We start from the raw sequence: 14,382 nt of genomic DNA, 5'->3' as shown, positions 1-14,382 counted from the left end.
TCAGAGGATTTCCAGCCCGGCCTCTTCCATGAGCGGAATCGCGTACTCGATGGAGACGGCGTAGGAGAAACTGGTAGGCATCCCCCGCTCGTCCTCGGTTGCGGGCGAGGCTTCCAGCGGATCGAAACGTCCGCTGACAATGCCGATCACGCGCTGGTCCTCCATGTTCAGCAGCGGCCCGCCGCGACTTCCGTCGTGCACGCGGCTGTCGAACAGGAACAGCTTGGTCTCGTTGTTGGAGCGCATTTTCGCACAGACCACGGCCTGCTGCATCACCTGATTGTAGATGCACTGGAATCCGAACGCGAAGCCGAGGCAGGCCACGCCGTTGCCCATGTCCACTGCATCGGGAACGCCGATGACATGGTCGGGCATGGTGATGTCCATGCTTTCGCTGAACGCCAGCAGGGCCACGTCGCGGTCCTTGTCCTGACTGACCACGTGGACGGGCATTGCGTTGAGCTCTTCCGGGCTCATGGGCAGGAAGTCGGTGTCGGACGGCACCGGGACTACCATCAGGTTGTCATGTTTGCCGATTGCGTGGGAGACCGTGAGCATATAGCCGTCGGGATGCACCACGAAGGCGGTGCCGAGAAAGACGAGCCGCTGCTGGTCGTCCATGCTGAAAAGCCGCATGCAGCCGTTTCGGTAGCGAAGATAAACGTCCTGAAGCATCGATAGGCAACTCCGGTATATTGGTTTTTATGGCAGCCAGGATTCAACGCGCTCGGAATGGGTATTCATCCAGCGCAGAGCCTTTTCGTAAGGGAAAAGCCCCCGGTCTTCCTGAATCCAGAGCATGAGGCGGCCCATTTCCTTGGGCGTCCAGTAGAAGTTGTTGAGCAGCGCGTAGGCGTCGGGGTCCTCCTCTTGGAGCCCCTCCCGGACCATGGTGGCGATATGCCCGCCCTGTCCGTACACGCCTTCGGGGTCTTCAAGGAATTCGAGATTCCAGCGCGCGAACATCCAGTGCGGCTTCCAGCCCGTCACCACTATCCAGCGCTGATGGCTCACCGCGCGGGACAGCTCGGCGACCATGGTCGCGTCGCTGCCCGGGACCAGCCGCATCTTGTCCTTGAGGTCATAGACTTCGAGAGCTTTTCTGGTCTTGTCCATGACCCCCGCGCCCGGGTCGATTCCGATGATGCGGTTATCGTACTTGGCGGCATCCTTCCCGAGTTCCGGGATGGAGGTGGTCGGGACGTAGATACGGTTCTTTATGCCGGTTCCGGTGGTGAAGCGCCCCTTGGGGACCTTGGGGACCACGAGCCCGATGCGCGTGCCTTCGAGGTTCGGGCCGAGGTTTTCCACCTCGGAACCGTACCGCTCGAAGTAGACATCCTGCGTTTCCGGCAGCCACGCGGAAAGCATGGCGTCCGCCTCGCCCTCCGCCACCATGCGCCACATGTTTTCGGCATCGGTGGCGACAAGCTCGCAGGGGCGGCCCAGTTTCTCCTGCAGCACCGCCCGCATGAGGTTGGCGCTGGCGGTGGAGGACGCCCATCCGGTGTAGGCGATGGTCACGGCACTCTTTGCCGCAAAGGCCGGAGAAGCTGTCAGCAGCGTCAGGCAGAGAAGCAATAGGAATTTGCGCAAAACGGTTCCTCCTGTTGAAGATGACGGGGCCGGGAAACGCCTACCAGAGTCGGCGCCTGCCGAACGTCTTGCCGGTCACGGGCTTGTGCTTGACGCGGAACCGTGACGGCTTCTTGGTGGCTTCGAGGTTGAACTCCTGCGGTCCGGCGTAGTCGCTCAGCCCTTTGTAAAGGGAATAGCACATTCCGAGCAGAATGGCAGCGAACGGAAGACCGGTGGTGATTGTCGCCGTCTGCAACGCCACGAGCCCGCCGCCCATGAGCAGAACCGCCGCCACGAGGCCTTCCAGGATGGCCCAGAACAGGCGGGAAAGCACGGGCGGGTTCGGGTCGCCGCCGGAGGTGATGATGTCGATGACCATCGAGCCGGAGTCCGAGGACGTGACAAAGAAGGTCATGATGACCACCACGCCGAGCATGGAAGTGACCTGCGACAGCGGGAAGTTCTCCAGCATCACGAACAGGGAGACGGGGATGTTTTCCTGCACCGCCTGCGCAATGCCGCCAGCGCCGAACATCTCGATGTACAGCGCGGTGTTGCCGAAAATGGTGATCCAAAGGAAGGTGATCAGTGTCGGCACCAACAGCACGCCCATGATGAACTCGCGGATGGTGCGGCCGAAGGAGACGCGGGCGATGAACATGCCCACGAACGGCGACCATGCGATCCACCACGCCCAGTAGAAGATGGTCCAGCCATGCTGCCACTGCGTGTGCTCATAGGTTTCGTTCCAAGTGGAGAGCTGGGGCAGGAACTGGATGTAGTAGCCTATGTTCTCGAGCGTGCCGTTGAGGATGAACAGGGTGGGCCCGAGAACCAGCACGAAGATCGCCAGCCCGCCCGCAAGGGCGATGTTGATCTCGCTGAGCCTGCGGATACCCTGATCGAGGCCCTTGATGACGCTCCACGTCGCCACGCAGGTGATCCCCGCGATGAGCAGGACCTGAATGGTGCTGCTCTGGCCGATGCCCCAGAGGTGGTCCAGCCCTGCGTTGACCTGCTGAACCCCGAGGCCGAGGGAGGTCGCCACGCCGAAAAGCGTCGCCACGGTGGCCATGATGTCGATTATGTTACCGATCCAGCCGTAAATCCTGTCGCCGAAAATCGGATAGAAGGCGGTGCGAATGGAGAGCGGCATCCCCTTGTTGAAGGAGAAGAACGCCAGCGCCAGCGCAACGATGGTGTACACGCCCCAAGGGTGCAGTCCCCAGTGCAGGAAGGTGATGTCCATTGCCTTGCGCGCCGCATCCGTGGTGCCCGGCTCCGTCAGCGGGTTCGCCACGAAGTGGAACATGGGCTCCGCCACGCTGTAGAACAACAGGCCGATGCCCATTCCCGCGGAAAAGAGCATGGCGAACCAGCCCCCGGTGGAAAACTCGGGTTCCGCGTCGGGGCCGCCCAGCCTGATGTCACCGAATCGGCTGACCAGCAACAATAGCACGAACAAAAGAACGATATTGATCGTGGCGATGAAGAACCACCCGGCGTAGGTGGACATGTACGACTGCATCGACTGGAACACGTTGCCCAGTAGCTGCTGGAAGATGATGGTGACGGCCACGAACAGAATAATCGCACCCGCAGACCCGAAAAAGACCCACGGATGCACTTCCAGATGGAACCAGCCTTCCGTGCGGGGTCCGCTTTCCACTTGACCGTTGCTGTTTTCCTGTTCACTCACGTTGAATATCCTTGGATCGTGATGAAGCCCCGAACGGGGCGGATTGAGTATTTACCACCTCTGCCAACGGCTCGACGCGTCATTCCCTCGCCGTCATCCGCACCACTTGCGGCAACAGTCTCGCCGGGCAGACAAGTGTACATTTTCAGATCGTTAAACCTAGGTCAGAAGTCGGCCCGGGTCAAGGGATACGCCCTCACCCCTCCCGCATCATGCCTCAGCGGGAAAGGGCCAAACATTATTAACGGGACACCGAGCGGCAGCACGGGGAGCCGCACCTACTGCCGCCGGTTCTCTTCAAGCGTCCTCCGGATCGTCTTGGAAAGCCGCGTCATGTCGAAGGGCTTCATCAGGATGGCCCGGATGCCGGCCTCTCCCGGACGGATGTTGTCCAGCGAAGACGAGAAGCCCGTGCAGAGCACCACCGGGAAGTCGGGCCGGATTCCGTGCACCGCCGCCGCGAGCCTGTCTCCGGTCATGTACGGCATGGTCTGGTCGGTGATGAGCAGGTCGAAATCATCGGGCGCGGCCTCGAACAGCTCGAGCGCCCTGCGGCTCTCGTTGACGCCCACCACCGAGTACCCGAGGTCCGTGAGCATCTGCTCGCACATGTCGACCATATCCGGCTCGTCGTCCACCAAAAGGACGCGCCCGCTGCCGCGCTGGGGCCGGGAGCGCGGCCGTGAGGGTTCGACCTCGCCACCATCCGCCCCCGGGGCTTCCGGGATGTACACCTCGAAGACGGTACCGGCGCCGGGGGTGCTGCGCACGTTGATGCCGCCGTTCATGCTGCCCACTATCCCGTGCACCATGGAGAGGCCGAGTCCGGTCCCCTTGCTCTGCGGCTTGGTGGTGAAGAAGGGGTCGAAGATGCGATTCATGATATCTTCGGGAATCCCCACGCCGGTGTCGGCCACGGTGAGCTTGAGGTAATCGCCCGCTTCAAGCCTCCCTCCCGGCAGCATGAGCGGCACATCGAGCTTCTCCTGTTGCAGCGTCAGGGCCAGCAGCCCGCCCTGCTCTTCCATGGCGTAGGCGGCGTTGGTGCCGAGGTTGGTGATGACCTGATGCACCTGACTGGAGTCGCCGAGTATCCAGCCGTGCTCCACACGCATGTCCAGCCGCACCTCGATGGTGGACGGCAGGGAGATGCGGAGGAAGTTGTCCACTTCACGCAGCAGCGGGACCATGTCCACGCGCTTGCTGTCGGGCTTGCGCCTGCGGCTGAAGACCAGAATCTGATTGACCATCTCCTTGGCCCGCTTGGCTGAGTGCATGATGCGCCCCATGTTGGAGTGCCCGCGCGTGCCCTCCTCCAGCGTCGGCATGGCCAGCTCGGCGTACCCGAGGATGGCCGCCAGTATATTGTTGAAATCGTGCGCGATGCCGCCCGCGAGGGTTCCGAGTTCCTCGAGCTTCTGACTCTGGCGCAGCTGCTTCTCCATCTGAAGCTGTTCCGTGATGTCACGGGCGACCTCGACGTATCCGGTCATGCGGCCGGTGTCGTCATGAATGGGCGAGATGCTGAGGTCCACCACGTAGTCCGTGCCGGATTTCTTGCGGTAGGTCGTCTGTCCTCGCCACACCTCGCCCCGCTCAAGGCTTTCCCATATCTCGATGAAGAAATCCTCGCTGTGGGCATCGCTGCGCACGATGGAGACGTGACGCCCCTTGAGATCATCGAGCGAATACTCGCTCATTCGCTCGAACGACGGGTTCATGTACTCCATTATCCCGTCGGTGTTGATGATGAAAATACCGTCCTGCGCCTGCTCGATGGCGGTCATCAGCCGCACGCGCTCGTTGAGTTCCTTCTTGAGCTCCAGCGTACTCTCGCTGATGCGCTTCTGCAGGGTACGGTTCCAGGAGATGATGAAGGCCACGAAGAGAACGACCAGCAGGACGCCGCCCGCAATATAAACCCAGAAGCGTTTGTTCTGGAGCAGGAAGGATATGTAATGCTGATCGAGGGTGACCCACTTGCGGTAAATACGGTCATGCTCATCCTGACTGATGGAATCCAACCCCTTCTGCAGGATGGTGTTGAGCATGGGCCAATCTGAGCGCGTGGCGATGCGATGGAAAATCTTGTAGTCGGTGTGTCCGGCAACCCTTAGGTTGGTGATGCCTTTTTCCTCAATGAAATAACTTGCTTGTGGAAGAGATATGATAGTGGCGTCAATCTCGTCGAAAGAGACGTGCAACAGCGCGGCCAGATAGTTGTAGACGGGCTGTATGTGGATTTCCGGATAATACTTGCGCACATAGTCGATCACGGCGTTGCTTTTGGGCAGGGCGAGGTCCATGTCGCTCATGTCCTTGAGCCGCAGATATCGCTTTTGATTCTTGTTGACCAGAATGACGGTGGGAATCACCAGATAGGGGCGCGTGAAACGCATGTAATCTATGCTCGCGGGGTTGGCCCAGAACGCGGCGATGAGATCCACCTCCCGCTCCTCGGCCTTTTGCAGCAAGTTCTTGAGGTTGGTGGTCTCCACCACCTCGAACTCGATGCCCAGCCGATCTCCCAGAAGGTGCATGTAGTCCGCGACCATGCCCTTGTACTCGGCCTTTTCACCGAAGAATTCCAGCGGCCGGGTTGACGGAGTGACCCCGAGTCGTATCTTCTTGTGGTCGGCGATCCACTCGCGCTCCTGCGGCGTGAGCTTGAGCCGCTGACGACTCGACGAGCCGAGGAACAGCGCACCGAGCACGGCCAGCACCACGAATCCTGCCACCGCGAACTTTACGTACGGGCGCCGCATAGCCGACATTCTTTTTGCCATCACGTCCTTCCCCTTCGCGGCCCAATGGAACGTCCCGGCCGCCGCAGGAATATAAGTCGCGCAACCCTTTTGCGCAAGCTCGGCTCAAATACGCGTAATAACGCATAGAATTTTCGAGCAAAATGGAGCCGCAAGGGGGCGGCTCGACAAATTTCGCAAAATGGGACATATGTCCCGCAGGCTTCAAAAAACGGAACGAGGGACTGTAAGCATGGCAACCATTCTCGTGCTGGACGACGATCCGGACATCAGCACCATCATCACCCAGCTGGCCGAGGATGCAGGGCACGAGGCGCACGCGGCCTCCACCATCGCCGAAGGGCTGGACACCCTCGGCCGCATCCCGTTCGATCTGGTCTTTCTCGACGTACGCCTGCCCGACGGCAGCGGAATCGACGCGCTCTCCAGAATCCGCGGGTTCCCCACCCGGCCGGACGTGATCATCATAACCGGCCTCGGCGACCCCGACGGCGCGGAGCTGGCCATTCAGAACGGCGCGTGGGACTACATAGAAAAGACCAGCACCCTCAAGCAGATCATGTTCTCCATGGACCGCGCGCTCCGCTTCCGGGAGAAGGCCCGCAAGCCCGCCATGGTCGGTGTCAAGCGCGACCGGCTCATCGGTGACAGTCAAGCTCTTCAGCCCGTGATTGAAAACATCTCCGTGGCGGCTGCCGGCGACGCGGGCGTACTGATCACCGGGGAGACCGGCACCGGCAAGGAGGTCATCGCGCGCACCATCCACGAAAACAGCCCTCGCTCCGAGGGAAACTTCGTGGTGCTCGACTGCGCCTCGCTGCCTGCCAGCCTTGCGGAAGGCGAGCTCTTTGGTCACGTCAAAGGCTCCTTCACCGGTGCCAACACCACCCGCACCGGGCTTGTCGGGCAGGCCGACGGCGGCACCCTCTTTCTGGACGAGGTGGGCGAACTGCCGCTGGCGGTTCAGGCCACCTTCCTGCGCGTGCTGCAGGAGAAGCGGTTCCGGCCCGTGGGCAGCACCAAGGAGTTCGACAGCGACTTCCGGCTCATGGCCGCCACCAACCGCTCGCTGGAAGAGATGTGTGAGCAGGGACTGTTCCGCAGCGACCTGTATTACCGCATCAAGGCCTGCGCCATCGAGATGCCCCCGCTGCGCAAACGGCTGGATGACATCCCGGCCATCTGCCGCTTCCACCTCGAACGTCTCTGCGAGAAATACGAGAAGGACGTCCCGGAGCTGTCCGAGGATTTTCTCAACGTGCTCATGAACTATGACTGGCCCGGCAACATCCGCGAGCTGGTCCAGACCATGGAACGCACCATCATGCGCGGCGGCGACGAGCCGGTGCTCTACCCGGAGCACCTGCCCGTGGACATCCGGGCCAAGGCCATGCGCCGCACCGTGGGCAAGCACGACGAGCCGCTTGACCAGACGGCGACCATTCCACCGGACGCGCCGTCCGCCCCGGCACCCGACCGGGCGCAATTCCCGCACGACCTGCTGGACGGCCCCCTTCCCGAGTTCAAGGACTACCGCAAGGAGTGCCTTGCCCGCATCGAACGCCCATACCTCGAGCGACTCCTCCAAGAGGCCGACGGCAACATCAAGGAAGCCTGCCGACTCTCAGGCATCTCGCGCACCCGCCTCTACGCCATGCTCAAGGACCACGACATGTCCAGATAACCGGCGGCCGGCTCCGGTCGTCGGTTCTTTGCGTGTTCATCATTCGGGACTGTCCCAATTTTTGGGACGCGCGTCCCGCATCCTGAACACTTCTCGGGCCAATGCGTGCTCTTTTCGAAACAACTCTCAGAACCTTTTTCGCATATCGCACTGAAAAGTGTGATTTTTTTATTTATGGCATGTTTCGTGTTTTCCAGAAAAGCAATTCCGGAAACTCTGAAGGCCGGAAAAGAGTGAGGAGGCCCCGGGCGACCGGGGAGTGTCATGAAAGAATTTTTCAATCATAAGAAGGACACCATGAAACGTATTATCGCACTTCTTCTGTGTCTCTGCGCAGCGTTCGCGCTGACCGCATGCAACGACGAGGGCGGGGAAAAGGCTTCCAACGAGCCCACCGTCATCAAGCTCGCCACCCAGCACCCCATCGAGCACATGGCTCACAAGGCCGCCGAGCGCGTCAAGGCTCGCATCGAGAAGGAAACCGAGGGTCGCGTGCAGGTCAAGATCTACCCGGCCAACCAGCTGGGCGACGCTTCCCAGATTTATGAAGAGATCATCCGCGGCTCCATCGACGCCGGCCACATCACCGTGCCGGACCAGTTCGACTCCCGCCTGGGCGCAGGCTTCCTGCCCTACATCGCCCGCGACTACGACCAGATCCGCGAAGTGTTCGCCAGCGACGCCTTCCTGCCGCAGGAAATGGCCAAGATGCATGACGATCTGGGCGTGAAGTTCTTCTCCTACTTCGGTGAAGGCTTCATCGGCGTCGGCACCGTCGAGCCGCTGAAGAACGTCACCACCCCCGGCACCGAAAAGGGCATGATGATCCGCGTGCCCGGCCTGGACGTGTTCAAGTTCGGCGCAGAGGAACTCGGCTTCCGCACCTCTTCCCTACCCTACGCCGACACCTACTCCGCCCTGCAGACCGGAGTGGTCAAGGGCTGGCTCGGCGGTCCCCCGAACCTGAACTACCTCGGCTTCCGCGACGTCATCAACCACTACTACCAGTACAACGTCAACTTCGAGTCCACCCAGTACGTCATGAACAAGGAAAAGTTCATGTCCATCCCCGAAGCCGACCGCAAGGCCGTGGAGGAAGCATTCGTGGACGAAGGCCAGCAGTCCTTCCTGATGGCCGAGAGCGAAGACCAGATGTACCGCAAGAAGCTCGAAGAGGCCGGTGTCGAAGTGCACATGCTCACCACCAAGGAACTCGAAGAGTGCGCCTCCTACGTCCGCGACAAGGCCTGGAAGCGTCTCGAAAAGAACCTGACCCCCGAGCTCCTCGAAGGCATCATGAACTCCTACTAGCCAAGGGTTTGCGAGCGCGGCCGGCGCTCTGAACCAGCCAGACAGCGGCGGCGTGGCCGGACCATCCGACTGGATGGGAACTCACTCCCTCCGACCACGCCGCCCTTTTTCTCAAGAAACACGGATTTTCCCGAATCCACGCAAGGAGTATTTTCCATGCAACCCATCGAAAACGCACCGCGTATTCCGCTTTGGGGCGCTCTGGGCAAGTTCCAGAAGGCAACGATGACGGTCTGCAGTATCCTCATCGTCTGCATGATCTGCTACGCGGTCGTCGCCCGCTACGTCTTCGGTTCGGACTTCTACGGGTCCGAGGAACTCATCCAGATGCTGGCGTTCTGGCTCTACTTCATGGGTGCCGCGCAGGGCAGCCGCGAGAAGAGCCAGATCTCGGCAGACATCCTGACCTGCTATATTACCAGCGAGAAGTGGTGTCGAATCGCCCACCTCGTCAAAGACTTCCTGACCACCGGTATATGCCTGCTGGTGACCGTCTGGGCCGTGGAATTCGTGGCCTGGGGTATCAAGATGATGCCCATGTCCCCCGTCTTCCGCCTGCCCATGCTCATCCCGCACAGCGCCATCGGCCTCGGCTTCGTGCTCATGTCGCTGTACCACACGGTCTACCTTGTTCAGGATTCGGCCTCCTTCATCCGCGACGTCCGCGCAGGCCGTTACGCCCAGTAAGAGGAAAGACTCATGAGCATTACCGTAGCAATAGCGATCCTTATTCTCGTGGTTACGCTGTTCATAGGCATCCCCATCCCGTTTGCCTTCTTCAGCTCGGCCGCATACCTTCTCTACACCGGCGGATACGATCCGGGCTTTCTGCTGCCCTACGGCTTCGCCAAAATGAACTCCGTCGTCCTGCTGACCATTCCGCTGTTCATCATGGCGGGCGGCATCATGGACAAGGGCGGCATCGGCGACAAGCTGGTCGATGTCGTGGACACCATCGCCGGACGCATCCGCGGCGGCCTCGGGGTGGTCACCGTCGTGACCTGCGCCATCTTCGGCGCGGTCTCCGGCTCCTCCTCCGCCACCGTGTCCTGCATCGGCTCCATCATGATCCCCAAGCTCAAGCGCGCGGGCTACCCGGTGGGCCACGTGGCCGCCATCCTCGCGAACTCGGGCGTGCTGGGCATCCTGATTCCGCCCTCCATGCTGATGATCCTGTACGCGTGGATGGCCAACCAGTCCGTGCTGGCCTGTTTCCTCGCGGCATTCGTTCCCGGCATCATCGTCACCGTGCTGATGAGCCTCGTGAACATCTACCTGCTGCGCAACAACACGGAAATCGAGGTAGCCGAACACCGCGACTTCGCCACCACCACCAAACTCTTCGTCAGCAAGAGCGCCAAGGCTTCCCCGGCGCTGATGATGCCCGTCATCATCCTCGGCGGCATCTACGGCGGCGTCATGACGCCCACCGAAGCCGCTGCCGTGGCCGTGCTCTACGCCATCCCGGTGGCCATGTTCCTGTACAAAGGACTGAAACTGAAGAACCTCGCGTCCACGCTGATCGAGTCCGCGACCACCACCGGCGTCATCATGGCCATGATGTTCGCTGTCATGATCCTGTCCAGACTCTACATCATGGAAAACCTGCCCGAGCAGATCATGGGCGTGCTGACCACCATCTCCGAAAACGAAATGGTGATCCTGCTGATGATCAACGTGTTCCTGATCTTCATGGGCATGCTCATGGACGACGTCTCCGGCATCCTGCTGGGAACGCCCATCCTGCTGCCGCTGGTGACGCAGATCGGCGTTGACCCGGTTCATTTTGCAGCTATCATGGGCGTGAACCTCGGCATGGGCAACGTCACGCCTCCCACGGCGCCACTTCTCTACCTCTCGGGACGCATATCCGGCGCGCAGCTCACCGGAATGCTCCGGCCGACCCTCTTCCTGCTCGTCTTCGCCTGGCTGCCGACCCTGCTGATCACGACCTACGTGCCCGAGGTGTCTCTCGGACTGGTCAACCTGCTCATGAAATAGGGGTATACAATGGAAAGCATCAGGGAACTCTACAGAATCGGCGTCGGCCCGTCCTCATCCCACACCATGGGACCGAAGAAGGCGGCCGAGACCTTCCTGGACCGCAACCCGGAGGCAGCGTCCTTCCGCGTGACCCTCTACGGTTCGCTGGCCGCAACCGGCAAGGGGCACCTGACCGACTGGGCCGTGCTTCAGGTGCTGGGCGACGAACGCACAGAAGTCATCTGGAAGGCGGAGGTCGAGCTGCCCGAACACCCGAACGGGCTCGAATTCGAGGCCCTCGACGGTGAAGGCGCCGTAACCGCATCGTGGCAGGCCTACTCCGTGGGTGGCGGGGCCGTGCGCGGCGCGGGCGACGGCGAGGAGCCGCCGGTTCAGGTCTATGACCTGCCCGACCTGACCTCCATCATGGAAATGTGCGAGGAAAAGGGCCTCACCTACTGGGAGTACGTGGAACAGTGCGAAGGCCCCGAGATCTGGGAGTTCCTGCGGGAAGTATGGCAGGTCATGCAGGACGCCGTTCGCCGCGGACTGGACACACAGGGCGTGCTGCCGGGAAGCATCGGCCTCAAGCGGCAGGCATGGAGCTATTACAAGAAAGCCAAGCTCTCCGGCCCCGACATCCAGCAGACCGGCAAGGTCACCGCCTACGCGCTGGCGGTCTCCGAGGAAAACGCGGGCGGCGGGACCATCGTCACCGCCCCCACCTGCGGCGCGGCGGGCATCGTCCCGGCGGTGCTGTACTACCTGCGCGAATCGCAGGAGCCGACGGAGAACGAGATTCTCCATGCCCTCGCCACGGCGGGACTCATCGGCACCATCATCAAGCAGAACGGCTCCATCTCCGGAGCCGAGGTGGGGTGCCAGGGCGAGGTAGGCTCCGCGTGCGCTATGGCGTCGGCCGCCGCCACGCAGATCATGGGCGGCTCGGTGCGACAGATCGAATATGCGGCGGAGATGGGCCTTGAGCATCATCTCGGCCTGACCTGCGACCCGGTGGACGGCCTGGTCCAGATCCCCTGCATCGAACGCAACGCCTGCGCCTCGTCCCGCGCCCTCAGCCGCGCTCAGATGGCCTATCTCTCGGACGGACGTCATCGCATCCCATTCGACGAGGTGGTGCAGGTCATGAAGCAGACGGGCCACGATCTGCCGAGCCTCTACCGTGAGACCTCCACGGGAGGACTTGCCAAGGTATACGGCGACCGCATGAAAAACATTCAGGGTGGTTGCTGACCACCCTCCACCCATGTCCCGGACGGGGCTTCGTTTCGACGGAGCCCCGTCACTTTATCAGCCACGGATTTCACGCAAGGAACATCGCCATGTCCGACACCGCACGCCCGGCCAGCATTTTCAACGACGTCCTCGGCCCCGTCATGACCGGCCCATCCAGCTCCCACACCGCAGGTCCCACCCGCATCGGCAAGGCCGTGCGCGAGCTTGTGGGCGAGGACATCCTGCGCGCCACCATCGCCTTCAAGGAAGACGGAGCCTACCCCGCCACGTACAAGGGCCAGCGGACCGACATGGGGTTTGTCGGCGGCCTTCTCGGCTTCGGTCCCGAGCATGAACAACTCGTCGACGCCCTGCGCATCGCAACGGAACGCGGGCGGGACTACCGTTTCACCACGGAACCGCTGGACCTGCCGCATCCCAACGCCGCGCGCATCACCGCAACCGGCGTCAGCGGCCGCACACAGACCTTTCTTACAGTCTCCACCGGCGGCGGCATGTTCGAGATATGCGAAATCGACGGCCACCCCGTCTCCATTCGCGGCGATTTTTACGAAATGACCGCACAGTGTCCCGATCCGTCACGACAGGAAGAGCTTGAGGCCGAAGCGGAAGTCATCGGTGCTCGCCTCACCGCCGCAGATGGACCCAACGGGCTTTTCGTCCATTTTTCATCCGAATCCCCCTTCCCCCCTTCGCTGCTCAAGCTCGCAGGCGCCATGGATACCGAGGGCGAATGCCGCGTCTCCATCATGGAGCGCATCCTGCCGATGGGCGGTCGCTTCAAATATGACATGCCCTTCATGGACGCCGCAGGAGCGCTGAACGCTGCCCGTGCGGAAAAAATCAGCGCGGCGGAGCTGGCAATCCGCTACGAAGCGGCGGCCAGCGGCGCGAGTCGAAACGAAATCATGGAGCGCATGAAGGAGATCATCCGCTTCATGCGCGCTTCCGCTGAAACCGGACTGCGCGGCGGCCTGCCCAAAACCGGCTACATGGAGCCGATCGCGGCAGACATGGCCCTGAACGCACAGCAGACGAAGCTCGCCGACCTGGGCGTCATGAACCGGGGGATGCTCATTGCCACCGCCGTCATGGAGTGCAACAGCGCTGGCGGCATCGTTGTGGCCGCACCCACCGCAGGGTCCTGCGGGACGCTGCCCGCAGCGGTGCTTTCCGTCGCCGAATCGCTGGGGCTTTCCGAGGAGAAGCAGGCAGAGGCCATGCTCGCCGCCGGGCTTGTCGGGGTCTTCATCGCGCATCAGGCCACGTTTGCGGCCGAAACCTGCGCCTGTCAGGCAGAGATCGGCTCTTCGACTGCCATGGCCGCCGCCGCGGTTTCCCAGCTGCTGGGCGGCACGGCGGAGCAGTCCTTTGCCGCGGCCGGTCTGGCCCTTCAGAACGTCATGGGGCTGATCTGCGATCCCATCGGGGGGCTGGTGGAACTGCCCTGCGTCAACCGCAACTCCATGGCCGCCTCCAATGCAATTGTTTCCGCCAACATGGTCCTTTGCGGTTTTGATCCCGTGATCCCGCTCGACGAGGTCATCGTCGCCATGCGCGAAACCGGAAAGCTGCTCCCCTCAGAGCTGCGCTGCACCACGCGCGGCGGGCTGTGCATTACGCCCACCAGCCGCGCCATTCAGGATGAACTGAATCGGCAGGCTTGAGCACCAGACCCGTTTCAGCTGCCTCCAGAAAAATTTCACACGCGCGCGGTATATTTTTAGCCGTCTGTTTTGGGCAATTTTTATTGCCCGGAATTACGACGACCTAAGCCGACATCGCCCAAGAAGTTTTCATGACGGACAGTCAACCCCTTGCTTCGAAAAAGGGCTTGGGCTAGGTTCTTGCGCGTTCACGATGTCCTTCAGGTGGCCTACCGGTCGCAAAAGGGAATCCGGTGAAAATCCGGGGCGGTCCCGCCGCTGTAACCCCCTCCCTAAAGGGAAAGGAAAGGTCCATGAGCCACTGCTGCAAAGCGGGAAGGCGGGCCTGACGGGGAAAGCCAGAAAACCTGCCTGAAGCGTATCCAGCCCGAAGCGAAGCGCGGACTTTGCCGAGGGTCATGATTGGTTCATATAATAGAAAAACAGTTGCCGTGCCGT

The 14,382-nt window shown here is 61.5% G+C and carries 10 protein-coding genes and 1 riboswitch; of the genes, 6 read left to right on the top strand and 4 right to left on the bottom strand.

Features of this window, described 5'->3' with window-relative positions; translation table 11 throughout:
* The 4 genes from BR24_RS07960 to BR24_RS07945 form a co-directional block, all read right to left on the bottom strand.
* Entirely contained in the window at positions 1-675 is a 675-nt protein-coding gene (locus BR24_RS07960; protein ID WP_496540970.1) for a S1 family peptidase, read from the bottom strand.
* Between the two features lie 27 nt (positions 676-702).
* Positions 703-1,596: a glycine betaine ABC transporter substrate-binding protein gene (locus BR24_RS07955; RefSeq protein WP_496540969.1), complete on the bottom strand. Its 894-nt coding sequence runs from the start codon at positions 1,594-1,596 to the stop codon at positions 703-705.
* 40 nt (positions 1,597-1,636) lie between these two features.
* Positions 1,637-3,277 carry a BCCT family transporter gene (locus BR24_RS07950; RefSeq protein WP_496540968.1) on the bottom strand — a complete coding sequence of 547 codons (1,641 nt, stop codon included), beginning with the start codon at positions 3,275-3,277 and terminating at the stop codon, positions 1,637-1,639.
* Between the two features lie 278 nt (positions 3,278-3,555).
* Complete coding sequence (locus BR24_RS07945) at positions 3,556-6,063, bottom strand: ATP-binding protein (protein ID WP_496540967.1); 2,508 nt, start codon at positions 6,061-6,063, stop codon at positions 3,556-3,558.
* Positions 6,064-6,274: 211 nt separating this feature from the next.
* Here BR24_RS07945 and BR24_RS07940 point away from each other — a divergent pair, with 211 nt between their 5' ends.
* The 6 genes from BR24_RS07940 (at position 6,275) to BR24_RS07915 (ending at position 13,944) form a co-directional block, all read left to right on the top strand.
* The gene (locus BR24_RS07940; protein ID WP_496540966.1) at positions 6,275-7,726 is read left to right on the top strand and encodes a sigma-54-dependent transcriptional regulator; all 1,452 of its coding nucleotides are present in this window, start codon (positions 6,275-6,277) and stop codon (positions 7,724-7,726) included.
* Positions 7,727-8,023: 297 nt separating this feature from the next.
* Positions 8,024-9,037 carry a TRAP transporter substrate-binding protein DctP gene (gene dctP / locus BR24_RS07935; protein WP_496540965.1) on the top strand — a complete coding sequence of 338 codons (1,014 nt, stop codon included), beginning with the start codon at positions 8,024-8,026 and terminating at the stop codon, positions 9,035-9,037.
* 156 nt (positions 9,038-9,193) lie between these two features.
* Entirely contained in the window at positions 9,194-9,724 is a 531-nt protein-coding gene (locus BR24_RS07930) for a TRAP transporter small permease (RefSeq protein ID WP_496540964.1), read from the top strand.
* Between the two features lie 12 nt (positions 9,725-9,736).
* Positions 9,737-11,038 carry a TRAP transporter large permease gene (locus tag BR24_RS07925; protein ID WP_496540963.1) on the top strand — a complete coding sequence of 434 codons (1,302 nt, stop codon included), beginning with the start codon at positions 9,737-9,739 and terminating at the stop codon, positions 11,036-11,038.
* A 9-nt stretch (positions 11,039-11,047) separates the two neighbouring features.
* Positions 11,048-12,274, top strand: coding sequence for an L-serine ammonia-lyase (locus BR24_RS07920; protein ID WP_496540962.1), 1,227 nt, complete (start codon positions 11,048-11,050; stop codon positions 12,272-12,274).
* Positions 12,275-12,363: 89 nt separating this feature from the next.
* A complete protein-coding gene (locus BR24_RS07915; protein WP_496540961.1) occupies positions 12,364-13,944 on the top strand; it encodes an L-serine ammonia-lyase, iron-sulfur-dependent, subunit alpha in 1,581 nt (526 codons plus the stop codon).
* Between the two features lie 185 nt (positions 13,945-14,129).
* Positions 14,130-14,313, top strand: a riboswitch (cobalamin riboswitch).
* The last annotated feature ends 69 nt before the right edge of the window (positions 14,314-14,382 follow it).

It is taken from the genome of Pseudodesulfovibrio halophilus DSM 5663, from assembly GCF_059568665.1.
Note: the sequence above shows the minus strand (reverse complement) of the source record. Positions and strands in the feature narration are given on the sequence as shown.

Bases quoted from the DNA above. Each gene is read 5' to 3' on its own strand.
- dctP (WP_496540965.1), top strand. From the start codon at position 8,024: ATGAAACGTATTATCGCACTTCTTCTGTGTCTCTGCGCAGCGTTCGCG.
- BR24_RS07925 (WP_496540963.1), top strand. From the start codon at position 9,737: ATGAGCATTACCGTAGCAATAGCGATCCTTATTCTCGTGGTTACGCTG.
- BR24_RS07940 (WP_496540966.1), top strand. From the start codon at position 6,275: ATGGCAACCATTCTCGTGCTGGACGACGATCCGGACATCAGCACCATC.
- BR24_RS07930 (WP_496540964.1), top strand. From the start codon at position 9,194: ATGCAACCCATCGAAAACGCACCGCGTATTCCGCTTTGGGGCGCTCTG.
- BR24_RS07945 (WP_496540967.1), bottom strand. From the start codon at position 6,063: ATGGCAAAAAGAATGTCGGCTATGCGGCGCCCGTACGTAAAGTTCGCG.
- BR24_RS07960 (WP_496540970.1), bottom strand. From the start codon at position 675: ATGCTTCAGGACGTTTATCTTCGCTACCGAAACGGCTGCATGCGGCTT.
- BR24_RS07920 (WP_496540962.1), top strand. From the start codon at position 11,048: ATGGAAAGCATCAGGGAACTCTACAGAATCGGCGTCGGCCCGTCCTCA.
- BR24_RS07915 (WP_496540961.1), top strand. From the start codon at position 12,364: ATGTCCGACACCGCACGCCCGGCCAGCATTTTCAACGACGTCCTCGGC.